Source organism: Nocardia sp. NPDC006982, from assembly GCF_042869435.1.
GTDB lineage: Bacteria > Actinomycetota > Actinomycetes > Mycobacteriales > Mycobacteriaceae > Nocardia.
The window spans coordinates 246,411-269,315 of the sequence record NZ_JBIAFV010000007.1 but is presented as its reverse complement, the minus strand read 5'-3'; the positions used below and the strand labels follow the sequence as shown (position 1 = coordinate 269,315).

At 67.1% G+C, this 22,905-nt stretch carries 19 protein-coding genes; 6 read left to right on the top strand and 13 right to left on the bottom strand.

Features of this window, described 5'->3' with window-relative positions; translation table 11 throughout:
* Position 1 precedes the first annotated feature (1 nt).
* From ACFYOW_RS28260 to recC, 6 genes are all read right to left on the bottom strand, one after another.
* Positions 2-721, bottom strand: coding sequence for a 2OG-Fe(II) oxygenase (locus ACFYOW_RS28260; RefSeq protein ID WP_387292878.1), 720 nt, complete (start codon positions 719-721; stop codon positions 2-4).
* An 11-nt stretch (positions 722-732) separates the two neighbouring features.
* Positions 733-1,347: a methylated-DNA--[protein]-cysteine S-methyltransferase gene (locus tag ACFYOW_RS28255; RefSeq protein WP_387293235.1), complete on the bottom strand. Its 615-nt coding sequence runs from the start codon at positions 1,345-1,347 to the stop codon at positions 733-735.
* On the bottom strand, positions 1,347-1,820 hold the full coding sequence (locus ACFYOW_RS28250) for an RNA polymerase sigma factor (protein WP_387293233.1): 474 nt from the start codon (positions 1,818-1,820) through the stop codon (positions 1,347-1,349). The genes ACFYOW_RS28255 and ACFYOW_RS28250 overlap by 1 nt, the downstream gene beginning before the upstream one ends.
* Positions 1,821-1,875: 55 nt before the next feature.
* Complete coding sequence (gene recD / locus ACFYOW_RS28245) at positions 1,876-3,756, bottom strand: exodeoxyribonuclease V subunit alpha (RefSeq protein WP_387292876.1); 1,881 nt, start codon at positions 3,754-3,756, stop codon at positions 1,876-1,878.
* Positions 3,753-7,103, bottom strand: a complete 3,351-nt coding sequence (locus ACFYOW_RS28240) for a UvrD-helicase domain-containing protein (RefSeq protein ID WP_387292874.1) — start codon at positions 7,101-7,103, stop codon at positions 3,753-3,755. The genes recD and ACFYOW_RS28240 overlap by 4 nt, the downstream gene beginning before the upstream one ends.
* A 121-nt stretch (positions 7,104-7,224) precedes the next feature.
* Positions 7,225-10,572, bottom strand: coding sequence for an exodeoxyribonuclease V subunit gamma (gene recC / locus ACFYOW_RS28235; protein ID WP_387292872.1), 3,348 nt, complete (start codon positions 10,570-10,572; stop codon positions 7,225-7,227).
* A 262-nt stretch (positions 10,573-10,834) separates the two neighbouring features.
* Here recC and ACFYOW_RS28230 point away from each other — a divergent pair, with 262 nt between their 5' ends.
* Complete coding sequence (locus tag ACFYOW_RS28230) at positions 10,835-11,032, top strand: hypothetical protein (protein WP_387292870.1); 198 nt, start codon at positions 10,835-10,837, stop codon at positions 11,030-11,032.
* Positions 11,033-11,134: 102 nt separating this feature from the next.
* Positions 11,135-11,983: a tat pathway signal sequence gene (locus ACFYOW_RS28225; RefSeq protein WP_387292868.1), complete on the top strand. Its 849-nt coding sequence runs from the start codon at positions 11,135-11,137 to the stop codon at positions 11,981-11,983.
* Here the strand turns inward: ACFYOW_RS28225 and ACFYOW_RS28220 are convergent.
* Positions 11,970-13,472 (bottom strand): cytochrome P450, encoded by a 1,503-nt coding sequence (locus tag ACFYOW_RS28220; protein ID WP_387292866.1) that lies wholly within the window; start codon positions 13,470-13,472, stop codon positions 11,970-11,972. The genes ACFYOW_RS28225 and ACFYOW_RS28220 overlap by 14 nt on opposite strands.
* A 178-nt stretch (positions 13,473-13,650) precedes the next feature.
* Between ACFYOW_RS28220 and ACFYOW_RS28215 the strand changes: the two genes are divergently transcribed.
* Complete coding sequence (locus ACFYOW_RS28215; protein WP_387292864.1) at positions 13,651-15,090, top strand: NAD(P)/FAD-dependent oxidoreductase; 1,440 nt, start codon at positions 13,651-13,653, stop codon at positions 15,088-15,090.
* A 161-nt stretch (positions 15,091-15,251) separates the two neighbouring features.
* Entirely contained in the window at positions 15,252-15,968 is a 717-nt protein-coding gene (locus ACFYOW_RS28210) for a hypothetical protein (RefSeq protein ID WP_387292862.1), read from the top strand.
* A gap of 144 nt (positions 15,969-16,112) precedes the next feature.
* Here the strand turns inward: ACFYOW_RS28210 and ACFYOW_RS28205 are convergent, their stop codons facing one another.
* Genes ACFYOW_RS28205 through ACFYOW_RS28195 form a run of 3 tightly spaced genes read right to left on the bottom strand, consistent with a single transcriptional unit; the run spans position 16,113 to position 18,166 of the window.
* Positions 16,113-16,763, bottom strand: coding sequence for an urease accessory protein UreD (locus tag ACFYOW_RS28205; RefSeq protein ID WP_387292860.1), 651 nt, complete (start codon positions 16,761-16,763; stop codon positions 16,113-16,115).
* Positions 16,753-17,469: an urease accessory protein UreG gene (gene ureG, locus ACFYOW_RS28200; protein WP_387292858.1), complete on the bottom strand. Its 717-nt coding sequence runs from the start codon at positions 17,467-17,469 to the stop codon at positions 16,753-16,755. The genes ACFYOW_RS28205 and ureG overlap by 11 nt, the downstream gene beginning before the upstream one ends.
* Before the next feature lie 40 nt (positions 17,470-17,509).
* Entirely contained in the window at positions 17,510-18,166 is a 657-nt protein-coding gene (locus ACFYOW_RS28195) for an urease accessory protein UreF (RefSeq protein ID WP_387292856.1), read from the bottom strand.
* 123 nt (positions 18,167-18,289) lie between these two features.
* Between ACFYOW_RS28195 and ACFYOW_RS28190 the strand changes: the two genes are divergently transcribed.
* The gene (locus ACFYOW_RS28190) at positions 18,290-18,868 is read left to right on the top strand and encodes a phosphatase PAP2 family protein (RefSeq protein WP_387292854.1); all 579 of its coding nucleotides are present in this window, start codon (positions 18,290-18,292) and stop codon (positions 18,866-18,868) included.
* A gap of 66 nt (positions 18,869-18,934) precedes the next feature.
* A complete protein-coding gene (locus tag ACFYOW_RS28185) occupies positions 18,935-20,032 on the top strand; it encodes an epoxyqueuosine reductase (RefSeq protein WP_387292852.1) in 1,098 nt (365 codons plus the stop codon).
* On the opposite strand, the gene ACFYOW_RS28180 is transcribed toward ACFYOW_RS28185, so the two are convergent.
* Genes ACFYOW_RS28180 through ACFYOW_RS28170 form a run of 3 tightly spaced genes read right to left on the bottom strand, consistent with a single transcriptional unit; the run spans position 19,993 to position 22,861 of the window.
* Positions 19,993-20,904 (bottom strand): SDR family NAD(P)-dependent oxidoreductase, encoded by a 912-nt coding sequence (locus ACFYOW_RS28180; RefSeq protein ID WP_387292850.1) that lies wholly within the window; start codon positions 20,902-20,904, stop codon positions 19,993-19,995. The two genes, ACFYOW_RS28185 and ACFYOW_RS28180, sit on opposite strands and share 40 nt — an antisense overlap.
* Positions 20,901-21,350, bottom strand: a complete 450-nt coding sequence (locus ACFYOW_RS28175) for a hypothetical protein (protein ID WP_387292848.1) — start codon at positions 21,348-21,350, stop codon at positions 20,901-20,903. The genes ACFYOW_RS28180 and ACFYOW_RS28175 overlap by 4 nt, the downstream gene beginning before the upstream one ends.
* A gap of 50 nt (positions 21,351-21,400) precedes the next feature.
* The gene (locus ACFYOW_RS28170) at positions 21,401-22,861 is read right to left on the bottom strand and encodes an MFS transporter (protein ID WP_387292846.1); all 1,461 of its coding nucleotides are present in this window, start codon (positions 22,859-22,861) and stop codon (positions 21,401-21,403) included.
* Between the last annotated feature and the right edge of the window lie 44 nt (positions 22,862-22,905).

The following is a 22,905-nucleotide window of genomic DNA, read 5'->3' as shown; positions in this document are numbered from 1 at the left end:
CTCATTCGGCGTCGTGCAGAACCAGCCCCAGGGTGTGTCGGTGACCGCTGCGAATTCGACTGACGCCGTGGCGAATCGGAGCGCGGGACCAACCGCGCGACGATGGGGTCGGCCGATCTCGGGTGGTGAAGACGAGTGCGTGGCCCTGTTCCAGGATGGTGACCGTCGGCTTGGATTGCGCGCGGGGGCGTTGTTCGACCAGGAGGAATTCGCCGCCGGTGTGGTCGATGCCGGGGCGGTCCAGGCCGATCACGACTTGCAGCGGGAACACGAGCTCGCCGTAAAGGTCACGGTGCAGCGCGTTCCAGTCACCTTCGTTGTAGCGCAACAGAATTGGTGTCGGCTTTGTCTGCCCGGCGGCGTGGCAAGCGTCGAGCCAATCGTCGAAATCGTCGGGCCACGGCGTCGGATCGCCGAGTCGCTCGGCCCACGTGCGGGCGATGGGCAGTAATTTGCGGTAGAAAGCCCTGCGCAGCCGCATGATCGGTGCCGGAAGCGGATCGGCGAAGTAGCGGTAGGTGCCCTGGCCGAATCGATAGCGGGCCATATCGATCGTCGACCGGAAGCGGCCCAGATCGTCCCACATGGTGGCGAATTCGGCGCACTCGTCCGGGCTCAGCAGCGGGCCGGTCTGGGCGCAGCCATAGGCGTCGATCTCCTCGGTCAGATCTTGCCACTGCTGCGCTTCGACTCGTTCTTCCAGTGCGGCAAGGGTTTTCATAGCGTCTCCTGTCACGCCGCTTCGAGCGTGAGCAGGGCGGTCTTGGCGGTGACGCCGCCGACGTACTGGCCGATCGAACCGTCGCTGCGCACCACGCGATGGCACGGGATGACCACCGGCAGCGGATTGTGCGCACAGGCCGAGCCGACCGCGCGAACCGCACGCGGATTGCCGACGGCCGCAGCGACATCTGCGTAGCTCTCGCGACGCCCGTAGCCGATATCGCTCAGATGCTCGATCACCTGGCGGCGGAATCCGACGGTCAAACGCAGATCGAGTGGCAGATCGAATTGTGTTCGCGCACCGGCGAAGTACTCGTCGATCTCGCGTGCCGCGGCATCCAGACGCGCCGGTGCGGCCAGGACGCGCGGGCTGATGCGCTCGGCGAGTGCGGCGAGCACGGTGTCGTGGTTCTCGTTGGGGTAGGCGACCCGCACCAGGCCCGCAGGGGTGGCCGCGAGCAGCAAGATGCCGACGGGAGTGTCCAGCGTGCGGTAGGCGACGTCGAGCAGGCCCGCGGCCTGGGCGTCAGCGGCCAGCCGTCGACGCAATCGGGACAGGATCTCGGCGGAGTTCGGGTTCAGGCCGTCGAAGAGGCCGTCCGGATCCCGGTCGATAGTGGCCATCATGTTCGATCCTTCGGGTAGAGCTTGCGCAATGTTTTGAGGCCGTCGGCGGCGGCGCGACGGGCGGCATCGGTCGAATTGCCCAGCAGCTGAGCGATTTCGGCGTGCGGTAGACCAGCCAGGTAGTGGTAGGCCACCGCTTGGCGCTGCTTGGTCGGCAGCGACGCGAGTGCGTACCACAGATCGGGGTCGTAATCGGCCGGATCGGCATCGGGTGCCGTGCGTTCGGGCAGCGTTTCGGCGGGAACGGGTGCGCGGGTCAGTGCGCGCCCCACATCGATCGCGCGCCGGTGCGCGATGGTGACCAGCCATGCTTCGATATTCGTCTTCGCGTCGAGGTCGGGATAGGCCCGCAAGGCCGACAGAAAGGTCTCCGACCAGGCATCGGCCGCATCTGTCGGACCGAGCACGGCCCGGCATACGCGCAGCACCATCGGGCCGTATTCGGCTACCACATCCTCGAACGGAGGCAATCTCACGCTGGGTAGACGTCGGGGACGCGGAAAACGTGAGATTCCCAGGTCAGTCTCACTTCGACTCCGGGATGCGCGACAGGCCGCTGGCACGCAGGACGCGGCGGTCGATGGCGGCGCGGATCGAGTCGTCGGTACCGATGATGCGCACGTGGCGACGGGCGCGGGTGATGGCCGTGTACAGCAGTTCCCTGGTGAGCAAGGTGGATTCGGGTTCGGGCAGGACGACCGAGACGGTGTCGTACTGGCTGCCCTGGCTGCGGTGGATGGTCATGGCGAAGACCGTGACCACGGCCGGAAATTGGGTCGGGTGCACCAGATAGGGCTCGTTGCCGCGCTGCAGGGCCGCACGCAATGAACCGTCGGGCATACGCACGATGACACCGGTATCGCCGTTGTAGATGCGCGCCTCGTGGTCGTTGGCGGTGACCAGCAGGGGTTGGCCCGGGTACCACGGCGCCTGATGCGAGTCCGGCCCCGCGCCACCGGCCGCGGCCCACTCACCGGCCATGCGGTCCCAGCGTTCGACACCGAAGGGACCTTGCCGGTGCGCACACAGGAGCCGGTGGGCTTCGAGGGCGGTCAGCGCGGCCGCGGCATCGCCGTCGAGGGCGGCCGCGGTGACCTCGCGGGCGGCGCGCACCACATCGGCGCGGACGCGTGCGGTGTCCTCGGGGGTACAGAGCGAGAGTTCTTCGCCGCCAGCCCGCAGCAGTGCGAGCGCGGTCTCGGCATCACCCGCGCGGACCGCGACAGCGAGTTCGGCGATCTTGCCGCCGAAGCGGCGGCCACGGGTCAGTCGGACGATGCCGCCGCGCAGCCGCGTTCGCTCGAGATCGGTCAGCGCCTCCGGATTACCGTCGGTTGCAATGGATTCGGCACCGAGCACCTGTTCGAGAACTGGATTCGGTTCGCCGACAACGGGTCCGGCGACGAGATCGGCGAGGACGGCACCCGCGTCGACAGAGGCGAGCTGATCCGGGTCGCCGACGAGCACTAGCCGGGTATCCGGGCGCAGCGCGGCCAGCAGACTGCTCATCATGGTCAACGACACCATGGAGGTTTCGTCGACCACGATCACGTCATAGGGCAATCGGTTGAATTCGTGGTACCGGAACCGGGTCGCCCGGCCGCGCTGCCAACCGAGCAGACGATGCAGCGTTGCGGCGGTCAACTCCGGTAGCGCGAGCGATTCAGCCTGTTCGCGCACCGCTTCCTGCAGTCGCGCGGCCGCTTTGCCGGTGGGCGCGGCCATGGCGATGCGCAGTGTGGGCAACTTCGGATGCGCCTGCTGATGCGCGTCGAGCAGGGCCAGGATGCGGGCGATGGTATGGGTCTTGCCGGTCCCCGGTCCGCCCGCCACCACCGTGGTCCAGTGCGTCGCGGCGAGTGCGGCGGCGATCCGCTGGCGGTCCGGGGCGGCACCGACCGGGGCGTCGAAGAGCCGGTCGAGCTCGCGGCGCACGATGACCGGATCCACCTTCGGATGGTGTCCGGAGCGCTCGGTGAGCACGCGGCGGATCGTCTGCTCCTGCTGGTAATAGCGGTCCAGATAGAGCAATGGCCCCGCGACCAGCCGCAACGGCTGCAACGGACCAGCCGGACCCCCACACACCAATGGACTGACCCGCAGCGCGGCGACCACCGCATCGATGTCCGGCCACGGCAGCGTCGCCGGATCGATTCCCGCACCCGCATCCCAGGTTTCATCGGCATCGACGCCGATTTCGCGCATCCGGTGCAGTTCCAGACAAACCGAACCCGAACGCACCGCCCGCACCGCGAGCGCAGCCGCGAACAGCACCTCCTCCGAGGTTTCCCGGCCCATCCGGCTCAATCGCAGAGCGACGTGCACGTCGGCGGCGGAGAGCACACCGGCCTCGTTGAACGTGCGCAGCAGCCCGGTTCCCCGCTGCGCCAACTGGATCGAGGTCATCGGGCAGCCTCCCCGGCCAGCAGATCGGACAGGGCGACGATCAGCGCGGCTGGTGGATTCCAGTCGAAAACACCACAGCCCGTTGGAGTTTCGGGACCGATCATACCGCGGACGAAAAGGTAGCGGGCACCACCGAGGTGGCTCCTCGGGTCGTAACCGGGCAGCCGCCACCGCAGATAGCGGTGTAGGGCGACCGCGTAGAGCAGGGCCTGCAACGGGTAGTGCGAGCGCAGCATTTCGGCGGCCATGCGGTCGTGGGTGTAGTGGTCGACGGTGAGGTCGCCGGTGCCGAGGCGGTTGGTTTTGTAGTCGACGATGACGAATCGTGGTTGCGCGCCCGAGTTTTCGGTGATGCGCAGCACCGCGTCGATACTGCCGGTGAGGTAGCCCCGGAGCGGGGTGTCGTCCAGGGATACGAGTTGGTCGGCATAGCTGGACAAGGAATCGTCGGCCGGGAGATGGATCCGCAGCAGATCGGCGATCCGGCGCAGCGTGACCGTTTGCGCACCAGGAAGGTCACCGCCGGCGAGCGGGAGCTCGAAGTCGAGTTCGTTGAGCCGGTCGCGGGTGGAAATGTCGGCGAGACAACCGAATCCGAGCGGGGTGTGCAGCACGGCGAGCAGGGCGTTGCCGAGTACCACCGGATCGGCCTCGGCCATCAGCTCCTCGGTCGCCGCACGGCAGCGGGTGTGCACCTCGGTGGGAAGATCCGGTGCGTCGGTATCGATTCGCTCGAGCACACCGTGCACCAGGGTGCCGAATTCGGCGCCGTAGGGCAGCGCGTTCATCAGGGACGGGGCCGCATCGGCGATCGGCGGTTCGGTTTCGGCGAGCAGGGGCGTGCCTGGTTCGTCGGACGGGCCGCGGTCGTCCTCGGGTTCGGCCTCGGGGATGGCGGCATCGTGTGCACCTGCCGTCAGTGCCGAATAGGAGGTGCGACGCCACTGCAGGTCCATGGTGCGGGCGAAGTGCGCGGCGGCGATGGCCCCGCTCGGGAGTTCGCTGCGCACGCGGCGGATCTCGACCGTATCGGTGTGCTCGACGCCTTCCACCGAAATGGCCTCCGGCGCACCGGCGGCCCAGGCCGAAAGCATCGACACCGCAACGGCATCCGCGGGCACCGCCGCCTTACTCGGCACGAGATCCCCACCGTCCGGGCGGCCGAGGACCATCCGATGCAGCGGCGCGTTGGCCGTGGTGATCGCGGGTGCCCACCACGCGACGATCTGACACATCGCGCGGGTGAGTGCGACGTACAGCAGGCGCAGTTCCTCCCCCGCCTCCTCGGTTTCACTGCGCAGTTTGCGCTCGCCGTAACCGGACGCGTCCTGACCGCCGACATCGAGTACCCGGGCGCCGTCGTCGGTGTGGAACAGCAGGGTCTGCGGGTACGGGTTCTTCGCGTTGTCCCACGCGAAAGGCAGGTAGACGATGGGGAATTCGAGTCCCTTGCTGGCGTGCACGGTGGCGATCTGCACGGCCGCGGCATCGCGATCGAGGCGGCGGCTGCGGTCGGCGACCGACCCGGAGGCGGGATCGCGGACGCGGTCGGCAAGCCAGCGGGTCAGCGCAGTGAGGCCGAGACCTTCGCTCAATGCGACCTGATCCAGCAGCTGCGCGATATGCCGCAGATCGGTCAGCTCGCGTTCGCCGTTCTCGACCGAGAGCAATCGCTGGGCCAGATTCGCTTCGGCGGAGATTTTTTCGAAGACCGCCGCGAAACCCGCGCGGGCGAACAGCCGGGCCGCCTCCCGCAGTTGGGCGGAGATACGACCGACCAGATCCGCACCGCCGCTGTCGATTTCAACCGCCGTCACGCCGAGCAGCGGTGTGCAGGCGGCAAGGCGGACACGGTCGGAGCGGTGGGGCTGTTCGAGCGCGCGCAGCAGCCAGAGCCAGTCCGTCGCACTGCCGGTGGCGAAGACGCTGGTGCCACCCGCGAGTACGGAGGCGATCCCGACTCGGTCCAAAGCGGTTCGCACCACGTCGATTTGAGATCGAGTCCGCACCAGTACCGCGATATCGCCGGGCCCGATCGGCCGCGCTCCGGCCTTCGCCTCGAACAGCGCACCGGACTCGAGCAGTCGCACGATATCGGCCGCGAGATCGTCGGCGACCTTCGCGCGCATGCGCCCGACCGCCGGGAATCCCGATTTGTTCAACGGGCCCGCACCGGTGCGCGGCAGACACCGCATCCGCAGCGGCGTCGTCAGTTCCGCTGGTCCGGACAGTCGCGACCAGCCGCGGGTCGCGGTGACCGGGTAGACCGTGATCTCCCTGTGCCCCAAAGCCGCACCGCCCTGCAGATGATCCAGTGCGGCAAGCAGACCCGCATCGCTACGCCAGTTGTCGGTGAGCTCCTTGCGGGTGTCGGCGTGTGCGACGGCATCGAGATAGCTGAGCACCTCCGCGCCGCGGAACGCGTAGATGGCCTGCTTCGGATCCCCGACGAGCACCAGGGTCGAATGGCCATGGAACGCCAGCCGCAAGATATCCCACTGCAGCGGATCGGTGTCCTGGAATTCGTCGACCAGGGCGACCCGATACCGGTCACGGATGCGGCGACAGGCCCGCTGCCCGTGCTCCGCATCGGCGAGCACATCGTGCAGCAGCACCAGCAGATCATCGAAATCACGCAGTCCGGCGAGGCGTTTGCGGCGCTCGGTCTCCGCGCGCACCGCGGCCGCGAAGGCGACCCGCTCCCCCGCAAGTCCGTTCCCCTTCGGCACCAATACGGCGTGGCGATCCTGCACCGCCGCCAGCGCCAGCGTATGCGCCTCCTTCAGCGAAAACGGCGGCTCCGCACGGGCATACCGGTTCAGGTACAGGTCATCGGCGACCGTGCCGATCAGATCATCGATCGTCTCGACCAAGCGCGACCCGGGGTCATGTTCGCCCGCCAACCCGAGCTCATCGAGCATGCGCTGGCAGAAACTGTGGGTCGTCGCGATGGTCCCGGCGTCGAAATCCGAAAGCGCGGTGAGCAATCGACGCCGCCGCAGCAGTACCTCGGCCGAATCCGCCTGCGCCAGTAGCCGAATCAGCTCATCGGCGTGGGCCCGAGCCGTCTGCGGATCGGCCAGTGCCGCCGCCACCGCGACGAACCGGTCCCGCGTCCGTTCTCGCAGCTCCTGGGTTGCGGCCCGACTGAATGTCACCAGCAACAGCTGCGAAATATCGATCCCGATCTCGGCGACATATCGCACCGCCAACCCGACGATCGCATGCGTCTTTCCGGTACCCGCGCTCGCCTCGAGCACGGTGGTTCCGGTCGGCAGTGGCCCGTTGGGATCGAATCGGTCGGCGTCCAGCGAGGGCGTGGCGAATGCGGTGTCCTCGATGGTCATCCCCGCCGCCCCTTTCCGTGCCTGGCAAATCCGGTGCTCGCCTCCACCGTCCACCCGACGCCCGCCCGGATCCGGGAGGCGCGCCGAACGAGGTGCCGTCCCCTTCGATCAATACGCCGACTCATGGCTGGCCCTGATTCTCGGCGGCCAACAGCGGTGCCCACATGCGACGAGCCAGGGATCCGAAGCGGGTGGTTTCCCCGGGCTCGCCCGCGGGCGCGGGTGCAGCCATGAGGTGTTCGAGGCGAGGGGCAGGCCCCCAGATGTAGCGCAGGTGACGGTCGGTGTGGTCACCGAACGGCCCGGGACCGTTGGGCCCGCCATTGAATTCGCGTTCGGCGGCGCTCACCGCCTCCTCGGCGTTCGAGCCGTGGAAGCGACGTTCGGCGTAAACGGCGGTAGCGGAAGGGGCGATCGGCAGCGGTTCGGTCAGACCGGCGTCACGCAGCCGCACCAGTTCACGCAGGATCGCCAGCGCGGCAGGTGGTTCCGGTGCCATGATTTCCGAACGCCATGCGGGACGGCCGAATTGGCCGCGACCAGTGGTGACAGCGCGCCACGAGCGGTCCTCCGTGACGGCCAATGCCAGCAACGAAACCCAGGCGGCAATGCGGTGTTTCGGGGCGAGCCGGGAGAACGTGGTGCGTACCAAGGATTCACCGCGAACCTCGGGCACCGTGCCGGTGAGCCGACGGCCATTCCCGAGATCGACCGCGATATCGACCGCGCGCGGCGCACCCTCGTACTCCGGCAGCGCCGCCCGCACCAGCTTGTCCACCGTCGACTCGACCTCATCGAGCACCGCACCACCGAAACCGAACGGCGGCAGGGTCCCGCGCCGCCACTCCGCCGCGCGCAGCGTCGATGGATCCGCGCCGGTGAGTCGCGCGGACAGCAGTCGTTCGCCCAGCTCCCATTTCGCGAGACCGTCGAGTTCGATGGGCAGCCGGTCGGCAATGTCGTCTTCGTGTTCGGGAACGCGCAGCCCTAGGCGCTGCCACAGAAATGCCCGCACCGGGTGCTCGACGAACGAAATCAAGTCGGCCAGTGCGACATCCGTGAGTTCGAGTGCCGACAGCGGTTCGGGCAGAAATACGGGACGCGGCTGTGCGGGTTGTCCGGCGGCCTGCGCGCCTGCGAGGGCGACGGTATCGAAGCTGAACGGGCGCTCGGCCACGAAATTGCGACGGTCGAAGCCCTGCAACGGATGTCGGGTCACCACCGCGTCCATACCTGCCGCGCCGACGTGTGCGCGCAGTGCATCGAGCAGTTCGGCGACCGGGATGGCGGGCGGGCGATGCGCACCGGTCACCGGGTCGGCGCCGGTGTGGAAGATCAACAGCTGCTCCGTGGCCGCGAGCACCGCATCCAGCAGCAGCTGGCGATCCTCGCTGCGCGCATCCCGTTCGCCCAGTAGCGGATTGCGTGCGAGCACATCGTCGCCGTCCACGCCGCTGGTGCGCGGGAAGATCTCGTCGTCGAGGCCGAGCAACACCACCACTCGATGCGGCACCGAACGCATCGGCACCATCGTGCACACCGTCAGTTCGCCGGTCCGGAAATTCGCCCTCGTCGGTCGTGCCGCGAGCCGACTCGACAGCAGCACACCGACATCCGCCAGCCGCAACGGCACATCACCCGCATGGTCGGTGGCGGCGGCCAGCTCGCGGCGGGCCTCGGTGCGCACCCACGCCTGACTGTCGGGCACATCGGTGAGCAGTTCGAGGCAGCGGCCGAGCACCGCCGCCCACTCGTGCGCCGGACGGGGTCCGCGCAGGTCGCGCAGGCAGACCGCGAGCCGGTCGATGAATTCCGCGAACCGGCCGGCCAGATCCACATCATTGCTGTCCACGTCGTCGAGCGGCAGCGCGAGATCCAGCCAGTCCTCGGAAGATTCGTCCGCGGTGACACCGAGCAGGATGCGGTCCACCGCGCTGTTGAGCGTGTTCTGCGCGAAGTCGGCCAGCCCGAATGCCTGCCGCTGGCGCTGCCCGATACCCCACCGCGCGCCGGATTCGGCTGCCCACTCGCGCAACCGCTCGATATCGTCGTCATCGAAACCGCAACGGCGACGGACGGTTTCGGACGCCGCGAGATCCAGGACCTGCGTCACCGTCACACGCCCGTCGGCGAGCTCGAGTAATACCGCGATCACCGCGAGCATCGGATTGGTCACCCCGCGCCCCCGATCGGCGAGCCGCACCCGCAGCAGATGCGCGGGATGCGCCGAATCCCCCACCGACTCGGCCGATCCCACCATCTTCTGCCCGAACGCTGCCCGCACCAGCGGCGCGTACGCCTCCACCTCGGGACACATGATCAGCACATCACGCGGTTCCAGCGTGTGATCGGCCGCGAACAAGCCGAGCAGGCATTCGCGCAACACCTCGACCTGTCGCGCCGGTCCATGACACGAATGCACCTGCACGGTGCGGTCAGGAAAGCTCGCGGGTTCGGGGGGCCACACATCGTCGCGAATCCCGGATTGCAGGGCGGTCAGCAGTGTCGGACCCGAAACTTCCTGACGGCCATCCTGATTCGACCCGACAGCCGCATGGTGCCGATCCACGGCACCGACCAGCCGCTGCTGGAGCTCGCGCACATCCCTGCCGAGGCCCGCGAGCAGCGGATGCCGCACCACCGTCGCACTGACATCATCGGCCCGCGCCACTGCCACGGGCAGTCCACTCAACTGCGTCCACATCGCCGGACTCGGATGCGCGAGCCACAGGTGCACATCGCGCCGCTCCCCCAGCGCGGATAACACCGCGAGTTGATCGCTCGGCAGCCGCGTCACCCCGAACAGCGACAAACGCCCAGGCAGATCCACCAGATCCGGCTCGTCCCGCAATCGCGCACAAGCCGCGTCCAACCGCTCTGCCGGACTCGGTGCCCCGACCTCGGCCCGCAACCGCCGCCACAATTCCGGTTGCCACCGCAGATCATCCGGCACCGCACGGCCGGCACCGTCGGTATCCGAACCCGCCGCCCACTCCTTGATGAGCCCCGGCCGCTGCGCCGCATAACTGTCGAACAGCGCCGCCACATGCGCGGCGGTCGCATACCGCCGGCCGACCCGATGTCCGGCTGGTTCCCCGACCCCGAGATGTCGCGCGAGTACCGCACTCCACGGTTCGCCCAGCGACGCATCGATCACCCGCAGCAATGTCCACACGACCTGCTCCGACGCCCACGGATCCGCCTCTGCCCGCACGCCACTGGCCGCCGCCGATATTTCGGCGACCAACGCACCGGGAGACGGGAATTCGATATTCGCGGCAACACCGTCGCCGCGACCGGACACGCCGAGCACCGTCGACAACCGCTGCGTCAACCACCGCTCGACACCCTTCGCGGGCACCGCGACCACCTCGGCCGCGAAAGCGTCCGGCAACGGTTCCGCAAGCAGCGCGGCCAACGCCTCCGCCAACGCATCGGCGCGCTCGGCACGATGTATGTGCAGCGACATCTGCGCCCTCTCGTCGTTGGTCCGGTATGTCCGCACTGCGCGTCAAGTCGCCTATCCGGACGCCTCTGCGCTTCCGCACGTTTATACGCCCAGCGACCAGCACGCAACCTTCCGGCCCCATCCCCGCGGGAGTGAATTAAGCCACACGCGAACGATTTACTTCGTCGTGTCACGTCGGATCGCGGACGTCGATGTGCAACAGTGCTCAACCGGGGAGGAACGGGATAGCTGCACGAAAGGCTGGTTCGCGTTCATGATGGCGATGGTGATTCCCCTGATGCCGAGAGGCGGATTCACGGTCCGCCGGGTCGGTGACAGATGGGAGCTGGTCAACTCGCGCTCCTATGGTCGTACCGTCGTCCTACACTCCTGGCCGCGCGATCAGCATGCCGAGGCCTTCGCCCACTGCTACCGCCTCAACGGTCGCACTGTCGAGGAATTGCACGCCGCATTCCACTAGGGCGAAAGACGCTGCGGTACAAGCACGCAACGCCATCTACCACAGCGTCGCGCAGAGCTCAAGACGTGCGTCCGGCCCGCCGATGTGCGATCGTGTTGCCTCGTGCGTCACGCCTCCGTCTCTGTCCTCGCCGCTGCGGCGATCCTGGTCCCCACTACCACCGCGCTGATTCCGTCGGCCTACGCGGCGCCTCCGGCCCATACGCAGGGCTGCATCGCCGGTTTCGATTGCGATATGAGCAGCCGAATCGCCGCCGTCGACGCGTATTTGAAGAGTCGGCCCGGCGTGACCGGCTATGTGGTCCGCGACCGAGTCAGCGGTGGGGTGTACGCGAACGAGAATGCGGAGAACTCGGTCTGGACCGCCTCCACCATCAAACTGGCGATCGCCGCCGACCTGCTCAACCGCGCGCGGGCGGGCGCGATCGGTCTCGGTCCCGAGGACCGCGGCCTGATGGAATCGATGCTCGCCACCTCCAATGACCAAGCCGCCGACATCCTCTGGAACAAGTACGCCGGCCTCGATCGGATGGCCTATAACAATGCCTTCCGCGCCAGCGGCATGGTGAACCTGGTTCCGCAGCCGACGAATACCGCGATGTTCCCGGACTGGTCGTTCCAGAAGTGCACCCCCGCCGACCTGGATCGGCTGATGGATTCGATCTTCAACAATATGCACCCGGACGACCGGAACTACCTGTTCGACCGCATGCGTGCGGTCGACAGCAACCAGCACTGGGGCGTGTGGGGCGCGGGCGCCGCGATGCGGCCCGGCCTCAAGAACGGCTGGTCCGAGGAACAGGGCGGCTGGGTGGTGAACTCGGTCGGCTTCGCAGGCCCCGGCGAGCGCTACACCCTGGCCATCATGAGCTCGCTCGGCAGCGACGGCGGCTATACCGAAGGCGCCGCGACCGACACCAAGGTCGCCGAACTCCTGTTCAGCGGACGCTGACGGGACGCAAAGATACGGGCGCACCATCCCGGGGGAACGGAATCGTCGTGAATCCCCACGGCATTCGATAATCCCCCGGGAGCTCCCATTCGTAATCTCGCACCAGCGCGGCAATGATCGTCTTCACCTCGAATGTCCCGAAGTGCATCCCGATGCATTTGTGCGCACCCGCGCCGAAGGGCACCCAGGCGAGTCGATGCGATTTGTCCTCGCGCCGCGCTTCGCCGAAGCGTTCCGGATCGAACACTTCCGGCCGGGTCCACAGCTCCGGCAGGAAGTGATTGACCGTATACGCACAATCGATCGGCGTGCCCGCCGGAATGTAATGCCCGAGAATTTCGGTGTCGCGCACCGCCCGTCGCGGCAGTCCGGGCACCGGCGGCATCAAGCGCAAACTCTCCTTGATCACCAGATCCAGTTCGTACATCCGGTCCAGATCGGCGATTGTCGGTGCGGCGCCGCCGATTTCGGCATCGACCGCGTGCACCTCGGCGCGCACCCGCCGCTGCCATTCGGGATGTTTGCCGAGGTAGTAGGCCACGGCGGTGGCGGTGGTCGTCGTGGTGTCGTGCGCGGCCATGATCAGGAAGATCATGTGGTTGACCACATCCGCGTCGCTGAATTCGGCGCCGTCCTCGGTGCGCGCATGACACAGTCCGGAGAAGAAATCCGCCGACTCCGTCCGTCGCTTGCTCGGCAGCATGTCGGTGAAGTACTGCTCGAGCACCTTGCGCCCGCGCAGCCCGGCACGCCAATTGCCGCCGGGCACCGGATGTCGAATAACCGATAGTCCCGCATGGGTGCAGTCGATGAACGCATCGATCAGCTTGCGGCGCTGCATCCCGACATCGACGGCCATAAAGGTCTCGCCGGCGATCTCCAGCGTTAATTCCTTGATCGTCGGATAGAGCCGGACGGTGCCGCCGGTCCGCGGCGCCCACCGATCGATAGCGACCCGCGCCACCGGCGTCAACGCCGCGAGATGCGCCTCCAGCCGCGCCCTGGTGAACGCCTGCTGCATGATCCGGCGGTGGAACATGTGCTCGTCGAATTCCAGGAGCAGCAATCCGCGCCGGAAGAACGGACCGATGAAGTAGTCCCAGCCCTGGCCGAAATCGCGACGCCGCTTACCGAGCACCTCATCGATCGCCTCCGGACCACAGACCAGCACGCGATCCAAGCCCAGCGACGAATTCAGCGATACCGGACCGTAGCGGCGATACCGCTGCATCATTTCCGCCGGACCCCAGCGCAGGTAGTGCAGACCCCGGCCGAAATACGGAAGTCCGGCATCTCCTGTCACCGCGATCGCGGTGCTGCCGCGCGGCGGTGAGGCCAGCACATGGGGACGCTCGGGAACCCGGCGTAGCAGTCGATCGATCAGGTGGTCGTCCGGGACGTCGATGAGCGACGCATTCTCGGATTCGTGCCGCACGCTGGGCTTTCCATTCCCGCTGCGGATGTGGGCGACACGGCCACCAGCGACCATGACAAACCTCCCTGAACGACAGGATCTATCGTATTCTCTTTTTCACATTCGTTCGCTCGAAAAGAATCGGCACATCAACAACCGGGATCTCGCCGCGACGGCCAGCAGAGCGCCGACTACCGTAAGTCGGGTCAACACCGTTCGAGGGGCCGCACCCCAGGTTTGAGGAGCACCGACGATGAGCACTCAGTCTGTCCAGGAGAACCATCGCCACCGGGTGGTGGTGATCGGCTCCGGATTCGGCGGCTTGTTCGGTACCAAGCACCTCAAACATGCCGACGTCGACGTCACCCTGATCTCCAAGACCTCGACCCACCTGTTCCAGCCGCTGCTCTACCAGGTGGCCACCGGCATCCTGTCGGTCGGTGAGATCGCCCCCGCGACCCGGCTGGTGCTGCGCAAGCAGAAGAACGCCCAGGTGCTGCTCGGCGATGTCATCGATATCGACCTCGAGCACAAGACGGTCACCTCTCAGCTGCTCAACCAGAACACCCTCACCCCCTTCGACAGTCTGATCGTGGCGACCGGAGCGCAGCAGTCCTACTTCGGGAACGACCAGTTCGCCACCTACGCCCCCGGCATGAAGACCATCGACGACGCGCTGGAGCTACGCGCGCGCATCCTCGGCTCATTCGAAGGCGCCGAACTGGCCACCACCCAGGAAGTGCGGGACCGACTGCTCACCTTCGTGGTGATCGGCGCCGGACCCACCGGTGTCGAATTGGCCGGTCAGATCGCCGAACTGGCCGATCGCACCCTGGAGGGCACCTTCCACAACATCGATCCGCGCGATGCCAGGGTGATCCTGGTCGAGGGCGCGGGTGCGGTGCTGGGCCCGATGGGTCCGAAGCTGGGCGGTAAGGCCAAGCGGCGGCTGGAGAAGATGGGGGTGGAGATCCAGCTCAACGCGATGGTCACCAATGTCGACGCGCACGGGGTCACGGTGAAGGATGCCGACGGCACGGTGCGCCGGATCGAATCCTCGTGCAAGGTGTGGTCGGCCGGTGTGCAGGCCAGCCCGCTGGGCAAGATGCTCGCCGAACGCTCCGACGGCACCGAGACCGACCGCGCCGGACGCGTGATCGTCGAACCCGATCTGACCATCAAGGGCCACCCGAATGTGTTCGTGGTCGGCGACCTGATGTCGGTGCCGAATGTGCCCGGTCAGGCACAGGGCGCGATCCAGGGCGCGACCTATGCGGCCAAGCAGATCAAGGCCGGACTGAAAGGCGAAGCGCCGCAGGACCGCAAGCCGTTCAAGTACTTCAACAAGGGCAGTATGGCGACGGTGTCGCGGTTCAGCGCCGTCTGCCAGGTCGGCAAGCTGGAGTTCGGCGGATTCATCGCCTGGTTGGCCTGGCTCGCGCTGCACCTGTACTACCTGGTCGGCTACCGCAGCCGGATCATCACCGTCATCCAGTGGTTCGTGACCTTCCTCGGCCGCACCCGCGGGCAGATGGCGGCCACCGAGCAGTGGGTCTTCGCCCGGCTCGCAGTGGAGGCGGTGCAGGCCGATCAGCAGGAGGCCGACGAACTCGCGGCCGCGCTGGGGGCGCCGCCCGCGGAGAACGGGAAGGCCGCGCGTACCGAGAAGGCGGCCGACCGCAAGGTGGGCTAGCCATCGGCTAATAATTAGCTACATCGCCGCCTCGGCAATTTTGCACCCATCCGAGAGTCCCTCGAATCCGAATGTGGGATGACATTTCTCCGGATGAAAGGCGATGTATGGGGACAGGCAAGCACAGAGCTCCTAACCCGCAGCGGCAGAAGATGGGGACGATGGTCGCGGCGGGTGCAGTACCGCTCGTTCTGGCGCTGGTGGGCACCGGCACCGCGAATGCCGATCCCGCACAGTCGAATACAGCCACTCAGGAGCAGAAGCCGCAGTGGCCCGCGGCCGAAGCCCCCAATGCGATGCCGTACGAGGGCCTGCGCATCCCGGACGACACCCAGAGCTCTCTGCAATGGTCGCGTCCCGCGCCCGACAAGAAGTACCTAGCGCCCGTCGGTGTGCTGCACGCGCCCGGCCCCGTGGCTCCGGTGCCCCCGATCGCGCCGCCGCCCGGCAAGTTCCGCTTCGGTGACGTCACCATCGACGCACCGGATTGGATCAACCAGGAGCAGGCAATCCAGATCAACGACAACTCCGCAATCGCCGAGGCCAATCTGGCGACATTCCTCGATTCGATCGGCATGGAGCGCAGCCGCTCGGACCGGATCGCCGGACAGACCATCGGCACCGCCGCGATGGGTGCTGCGGCTGGAGCCGGGGCGGCGGTCCCGGTCGCGGCGACCTCCGCGCTGGTCGGCGGTGCGCTGGGACTGGTCGTAGGACTTGCGTTCGCGCCGGTGGGCGTGGTCGCGGGTCCGATGCTCGGGGCGGGCTTCGGCGCGGCCGTGATCACGGCCCCGGCGGCCGTGCTCGGGGCGGCGGCCGGTGCGGCCATCGGCGCGGTCAATGCGTTCAATGCGCCGTCACGGGTCGTCGGCGACTGATCGAGCGCCGAACCGGGGTGGGAACCTGACGACGTTGTCGGGTTCCCACCTCTTTTCATTCCCCCACCCGGCGCATCGCTACACCGCGTCGGTCCGGGCAAAGCGCCGCTGTGATGGATGACACATTCCTCGGCGAATCGGGAGCTATCGCGTACTGACGAGCAGCGGTCCCGTTCGGGTGGACAGGGTCCCGCCCAATGCGAGTGGGAGGCGGGACGCGACCAAGCCGTCGGTTTCCACAGGGCGGTCGTCCGGATAGACGAGTTCGCTGTCCAATGCCCTCGGTGCGGCGAGATTGTCGTCGGTGGTACCACCTGCACCGAGTTCGAGTCGATGCCGCAACAGCGGTAGGGCGCCGATATCGGCGATCAGGTCACCGCGCCAGCCGCCGCCGTCTTCGCCGGTGCGCCCGATCTGTACGCGTTCGCGCAGCCGTAGCCGGGCGTCGGGGGTCAATCGCACCTCGGTCACCGCATGATGGTGCGCGCCGCCCGCCACGATCGTCGGCTCCGGATCGAAATCCAGCTCGCCCGCGACGTCGAAATGCCAGTGCGCCAACGACAATGGTGTGCGTGTGCTCGGTAGCGCGATGGTGGCCGCGACCGAGCGCACCACCAGACGTGCGCCCGCGCCGACCACGATCTCGATATCGAGTTCATCGCCGCCGAGCGGAGTGGCCGCGGTGCCGATCAGGTGAACGGTGTCCGGACCGGTGCGCCGGGCCGCCAGCCCGCCGCTCGCGTGGATCTCTGGCAGCGTGCCGACGGCCGCGGCAATGCGAACCTCAGTGCGCAACAGCGGATTCGGTGACGGATTTGTCCTGTTCAGCGATGGTCCGCAGCTGCTCGCGCACCCACGCGAGCACCGCGGTGGCGGCCGGATCCTCGGTCAGCGAGATCATCGCCGTGCGGCGACCCTCGCGTACCTTCGCGGCATCACGTGCCATCACGTCGAGGTCGGCACCGACCAGCGGGGCCAGATCGGTTTTGTTGATCACCAGCAGATCCGAGAACGTCACGCCGGGACCGCCCTTGCGCGGCACCTTGTCGCCGCCCGCGACATCGATGACGAAGATCTGTACATCGATCAGGCCGGAGGAGAACGTGGCAGTGAGATTGTCGCCGCCGGATTCGACCAGGATCAGATCCAGCGGCGGGTTGGCCGCGATCAGATCGTCGATGGCATCGAGGTTCGCGGTGATGTCGTCGCGAATGGCGGTGTGCGGGCAGCCACCGGTCTGCACGGCGGTGATCCGCTCATCCGGCAGCACCGCGTGCCTGCGCAGGAAGTCGGCGTCCTCGGTGGTGTAGATGTCATTGGTCAGCACCGCGAGCGAGAGTTCGGCACGCAGCTGCCGGCACAGGGCGGCCACCAGGGCAGTCTTGCCCGAACCGACCGGTCCGCCGATGCCGATGCGCAGCGCCTCGCCGGGCGTGCGCTCGCGCTTGGGCCGGTCGTGCGAGTGATCGTGCGGTTCGCCGTCGATCAGGTGGGGTGGCATATCGTGCTCCTTTCCGCCTCCATCCTTACCGATTGCGCGCCTAGGACGCGAACAGGGGCATACCGCGTACGAGGTGTCGCTGTGCGAGTACGTCCTGTAGCGGATCCGAGAGCGCGGCTAGTTCGGTCGCGGCCGCGGCGGCGGTCCGATCGCAGAGTTCGCCGAGCCGGATCGTGCAGGCGGCGACAGCGGCGGGATCCAGCGCCAGCAACCGCTGTGCCGCAGTCGCCGCGCCGGTCATGGTCGTGTACACGACGACCGCGGCGGCCTGCTCCGGAGTCGCACCGCAGATCTGCCCGACCACACCGAAGGCCGTCGACAGATGCGGCCGCATACCGAGAACCGTCCAATCCGCCCCCGGCCAAACCTGTTTCGCCAACCGCACCAAACCACGTCCCTGTGCCCGCGACGCCGCCCGCGCTGCCGGAGCCGGTGTCCGCGCATCGGCCTCTGCTTCCGCCCGCTCGGCGGTCATCTTCCCCGCACACACCGCCGCCGCCAACGAGGCCGCCACCAGACCGGACGTCCGGATCCGCCGCCGCAAATACAGCTCCACCGTCGCGACATCGCGCACCATCCCGGACGCCACCGCCTCCTCCACACCGCCGGAATGCACATGTCCCCCGATCGGCAGCCGCGAGTCCGCCAACGCGAACAACGTCGCCAACCCCGTGGTCCCCGCATCCGATCCGTGCACCCGTCGATCCTATGCGTGACACGGCCGGGCTCCCTCACCCCGACCGGGCCACACATGATCTTCGGACCGGAGCGGGCTCGGGATGTCTCCTGCCACCGCTGGGGGTCTGGAAACATGGGCGCGATGGGGTTCGATGAGAGCATCATGCGCGTCGTCTCGGTCCGGCGCACCGACGCGGTGACGCAGGTGATTCAGGGCATCGGCAATGCCGGAATGCGCATCGAGGTACTCGAGATCGTCGCGCTGGCCGGGGTATTGGCCGTGGTCGCGACGCGGAGCTGGCGGGTCGGCGGTATCGCGGCGGGGAGTCTGTTACTGGGCGATTTCATCGCGCATTGGTTGAAGCAGGTGGTCAGGCGGCCGCGGCCGGCTGGAGATCTGACCGTGTGGCCCGAAATCCACAGCTGGGCAATGCCTTCCACTCATGCTGCGGCTACGTCGGCACTGGCGATGGGCATATTCCTGGCGGTACAGTGGCACTCGCCCCGTATGCGCCGCGCGGCGGGCACCACGCTCGTTGTGGCGGTCGTGTTCGTGGGCGGGGGCATGGTGTATCTCGGTGCGCACTGGCCAACCGATGTCCTGGCCGGTTGGCTGCTCGGCGCGGGCGTCGGCGCGGCCGTCGCGTGGACGACCGACAAGTTGCGCCCGAACCGCAATACCGCCAACCACATACCGTCCGACACGCCCGGAGTGCGATGAGTTTCGGGGATCGGCGCGGTCTATCTTCCTGAGGCCGTATCGGTCTCGCGGTTACGAGGAGGGCCGATGTCGGATAAGGAACCAACTGGGCAGCGACGATTGGCGGAGCATCCAACCGTCAAGCGGATGACCGAAATGGCGCGCACGACACCGGATCCGGTGCTGAATGCGGCGCGGCTGCGCGAACTCTGCCTCGCGGCCGGAGCCGACGATGTGGGCTTCGTACCGGTCGACGACCCGAGGGTGGCGGTCGAACTCGAGCATGCGCGCGAAATCCTGCCCTCCGCACGCACATTCGTGACCTTCTGTGTCCGGATGAACCGGGACAACCTGCGCAGCACCATGCGCAGCCTGGCCAATACCGAATTCAACCACGCCGACGACGAGACCAACGAGGTGTCGCGCCGCATTACCAGGGCCCTGCAGGACGCCGGGTACCGCGCCGTCTACCCCGCGCCCGGATATCCGATGGAGGTCGACAAGTTCCCGGGTCGGATCTGGGTGATCGCGCACAAGGTGGTGGCCGAAGCGGCCGGATTGGGCGTCATGGGTATCCACCGCAACGTGATTCACCCGAAGTTCGGCAATTTCATCCTGCTTGGCACGGTGGTCACCGATGCGGTGATCGACGAGCCGAGCGCCGCATTGGATTTCAATCCGTGTCTGGAGTGCAAGCTGTGCGTATCGGCTTGTCCGGTCGGCGCGATCACCAATGACGGCGGCTTCGATTTCCAGGCCTGCTATACCCACAACTACCGAGAGTTCATGGGCGGCTTCACCGATTGGGCCGAAACCGTCGCCGACAGCGACAGCGCCGCCGAGTACCGCGAGCGCGTCACCACCGGCGAATCGTTCTCGATGTGGCAGAGCCTGTCGTTCAAACCCAACTACAAGGCCGGATACTGCATGGCCGTCTGCCCGGCCGGCGAGGATGTGATCGGCGCCTACCTCGACGATCGCAAAACCCACCTCGACGATGTCGTGCGTCCGCTGCAGAACAAGGCCGAACCCGTCTACGTCCTGCCGGGATCGGCAGCGGAGGAGCACGTCACGCGCCGATTCCCGACCAAGACGCCGAAGGCTGTGACCAATGGTTTCCCAGACGAGGTCAATGTCCTGCTCGATCAGATCGGCCCGCGGCCGCGCCGGACACGTGGCGTATAACGATCAGCGAGGAACGCGTGTTCCATGAAACGCTGCGCCCGTCCTCGGGTCAGATCGGACCACGCCTGGACCCCCGGCGACCACCAAGGCGCGATCTTGCGTGGCTTGGCGGCCACGGCGTGACAGACCAGATCTGAGGCTTCGTCGACGGTAAGCCCGGGAACGCGGCTGAAGTCGGTCGGCGCGCTCATCCTGGTGTGCACGAGCGGCATGTAGATAGCGGTCGTCGTCACCTTGTCGGCGGCGATTTCCGCTGCGGCACTGCGCAACCAGATATCGAAGGCGGATTTGGAAGCACCGTAGGCGGCCCACCGCGGGGCGGGCGGCATGAGCACGCCCCAGGTGGAGATATTGACGATATGGCCCTGTTTGCGTTCACGCATACTCGGCAGCAAGGTGAGCAGCAGCCGGACCGGACCGAGATAGTTCACATCGATGGTGCGCGTGAAATCGTGGAAGCGGTCGTAGGATTCGTCGATCGAACGGCGAATCGACTTGCCCGCGTTATTGATCAGCACATCGATATGACCGTGCTGGGCGAGTAGGTCGTGCCCGAGTTTTTCGACCGCGTCCATATCGGTCATATCCGTCGGATACACGTGCGCGGTACCGCCCTCGGCGGTGATCTCGGCTGCCACCTGCTCCAGAGCGTCGACAGAGCGCGCAACCAACAGCACGATCCCACCGGCCGCGGCCAGTTTGCGCGCGCTCGCCTTACCGATACCGTGCGACGCGCCGGTTACCAGCACGGTCCGGCCCGCGACCTCCGCGCGCAGGGATTTTTCGCGCGGCCGGGAGGTCGGGTACAGCAGCCAGGACGCCACTCGCTCGGCGAGCGGGCGGCCATTGCTCGATTCGGGAGTGTCGTTCACCTCTCGACTGTATGCGCCGACCTGCCCTGTTCGCGATCATTTGCCGAGGTGCGCAGGAGCTCGGGCAGATCCTGTCGGGGCAGGTAGGCCGCGATCCGCAGCCCGTCTTCGGCACGGCGCACCAGGAAGTCGCTGTAGACGTCGAGGGACCGTTCGCCGAGCGACAGCGCCCACCGGGCCGAGGTCAGCCAGCAGTGTCCGCCCAGTTCGAAGGTGGTTTGCTCGACCAGACGAGTGCGCGGCGTCGACCCCGCACCGAACTGGTCGGCCCGCGCTCGGGCGGCGGCCACGAACTCCTCCCGGCTCACACAGCGACTCGATGTCGGGGTGGTCACCAGGATCACCGGCTCGAAAAGGCTTGGCAGTGCGGCGAAATCCGATGCCGCGACGATTTCGTCGTAGCTGCGGATGAAACCCTCGATCGAGGTGATGTCATGCGAAATCATGACAACTGATTATATCGCGAATCGCGGCCGAATCCGGGGAGGCGCGCCGGTCAGCGCCGGGGCGAGAATGCGGCGACCGCCGCCATCACCACCAACAGCAGCGCACCGACCGAGGTCGCGACATGCATTCCGGAGACAAAGGATTCGCGTGCGGAATCGATCAGCGCGGAATTGCCGCCCGCATGCTGGATGGTCTCACCGAGTGTGTCCGCATAGTCGCCACCGGACCGGAAGACCAGTGCCGCAACCGAACCCAGCAGTGCGAGGCCGAGCGCGTTGCCCAATTCGAAACTGGTCTCGGAGATCCCGACGGCGGATCCGGCCCGCTCCGCCGGCACCGAGGACACCGCCACGTCCGACACCAGGGTGAACGCCAGGCCGTAACCGATGCCCGCAATCGTGGATCCCGCAAGGTACCAGGCGATTCCGCCGGCCACACCGACACCGATCAGCATCAGATTGCCGATGGCCGAGGCCAGCAGCGCCAGCACGAAGGTGGGACGCACCCCGAGCTGGTGTCCGACCCGCGCACCACCCATCGAGCACACGAATACCGCGATCGCCATCGGAATCCCGAGCAGCGCGGCCGCGAGCGGGTCCCGTCCGGTCACCGATTGTAGGTAGACACTGGTCAGGTAGCTCATCGCGGCCAGCGACATCATGCCGACCAGGCTGGAGCCGATGGCTACCGAGAACTGCGCGCGCCGGAACAGTCGCAGATCCAGCAGCGGTTCGGCCAGTTGCCGCTGGCGCCGCACGAAGATCGCGAGCAGCACCGCACCGATGAGTCCGATCACGAGCGGTTCGACATCGAACCCTTCCGCGGCGATCTGCTTCACCGCGTACACCACCGGCAGAATGCCGCCGATCGACAGCAGCACGCTCGGAATATCCAGCGGACCGACCACCCCGGCGCGATGTTCCGGCAGCACGAACGGACCGAAGGCGAGCAGGATCAGCAGTACCGGAATATTGATGAGGAATACCGACCCCCACCAGAAGTGGTGCAGCAGGAGGCCACCGAGGATCGGGCCGACTGCCGATCCGCCCGCGAAGAATGCGGTCCACACGCCGATTGCGGCGGCACGCTCACGGGCGTTCGGGAACAGACTGGAGATCAGCGCCAGACTCGACGGCAGCAGCGTTGCGCCGCCCATCCCCATCAGCGCCCGCGCGATGATCAACACCGCGGCGCTTGGCGCGAAGGCCGCCATGATCGAGGCGATACCGAAGATCGACGCACCGACCAGCAGAATATTGCGCCGCCCGATCCGGTCGCCGAGATTGCCCATGGTGATCAGCAGGCCCGCGATGAGGAAGCCGTAGATATCGAGAATCCATAGCTGCTGCGCGGCCGAGGGGTCGAGATCGAGGGTGAGCGTCGGCATGGCCAGGAATAGCACCGAAATGTCCATTGACACCAGCAGCACCGGCAGCAGCAGTACCGCGAGACCGAGCCGAGCACGCCGCGAACCGGTCGGCGGCGCCTGCGCGACCTCCACCTGTGTCATGTCGATTTCCTCTCCCGTGCCGCGTACGGCGTACGCATCGATCC

Coding starts and splice junctions, on each gene's coding strand:
- ACFYOW_RS28260 (WP_387292878.1), bottom strand. CDS start 721: ATGAAAACCCTTGCCGCACTGGAAGAACGAGTCGAAGCGCAGCAGTGG.
- ACFYOW_RS28255 (WP_387293235.1), bottom strand. CDS start 1,347: ATGGCCACTATCGACCGGGATCCGGACGGCCTCTTCGACGGCCTGAAC.
- recD (WP_387292876.1), bottom strand. CDS start 3,756: ATGACCTCGATCCAGTTGGCGCAGCGGGGAACCGGGCTGCTGCGCACG.
- ACFYOW_RS28240 (WP_387292874.1), bottom strand. CDS start 7,103: ATGACCATCGAGGACACCGCATTCGCCACGCCCTCGCTGGACGCCGAC.
- recC (WP_387292872.1), bottom strand. CDS start 10,572: ATGTCGCTGCACATACATCGTGCCGAGCGCGCCGATGCGTTGGCGGAG.
- ACFYOW_RS28230 (WP_387292870.1), top strand. CDS start 10,835: ATGGTGATTCCCCTGATGCCGAGAGGCGGATTCACGGTCCGCCGGGTC.
- ACFYOW_RS28220 (WP_387292866.1), bottom strand. CDS start 13,472: ATGGTCGCTGGTGGCCGTGTCGCCCACATCCGCAGCGGGAATGGAAAG.
- ACFYOW_RS28215 (WP_387292864.1), top strand. CDS start 13,651: ATGAGCACTCAGTCTGTCCAGGAGAACCATCGCCACCGGGTGGTGGTG.
- ACFYOW_RS28210 (WP_387292862.1), top strand. CDS start 15,252: ATGGTCGCGGCGGGTGCAGTACCGCTCGTTCTGGCGCTGGTGGGCACC.
- ureG (WP_387292858.1), bottom strand. CDS start 17,469: ATGCCACCCCACCTGATCGACGGCGAACCGCACGATCACTCGCACGAC.
- ACFYOW_RS28190 (WP_387292854.1), top strand. CDS start 18,290: ATGGGGTTCGATGAGAGCATCATGCGCGTCGTCTCGGTCCGGCGCACC.
- ACFYOW_RS28185 (WP_387292852.1), top strand. CDS start 18,935: ATGTCGGATAAGGAACCAACTGGGCAGCGACGATTGGCGGAGCATCCA.
- ACFYOW_RS28175 (WP_387292848.1), bottom strand. CDS start 21,350: ATGATTTCGCATGACATCACCTCGATCGAGGGTTTCATCCGCAGCTAC.
- ACFYOW_RS28170 (WP_387292846.1), bottom strand. CDS start 22,861: ATGACACAGGTGGAGGTCGCGCAGGCGCCGCCGACCGGTTCGCGGCGT.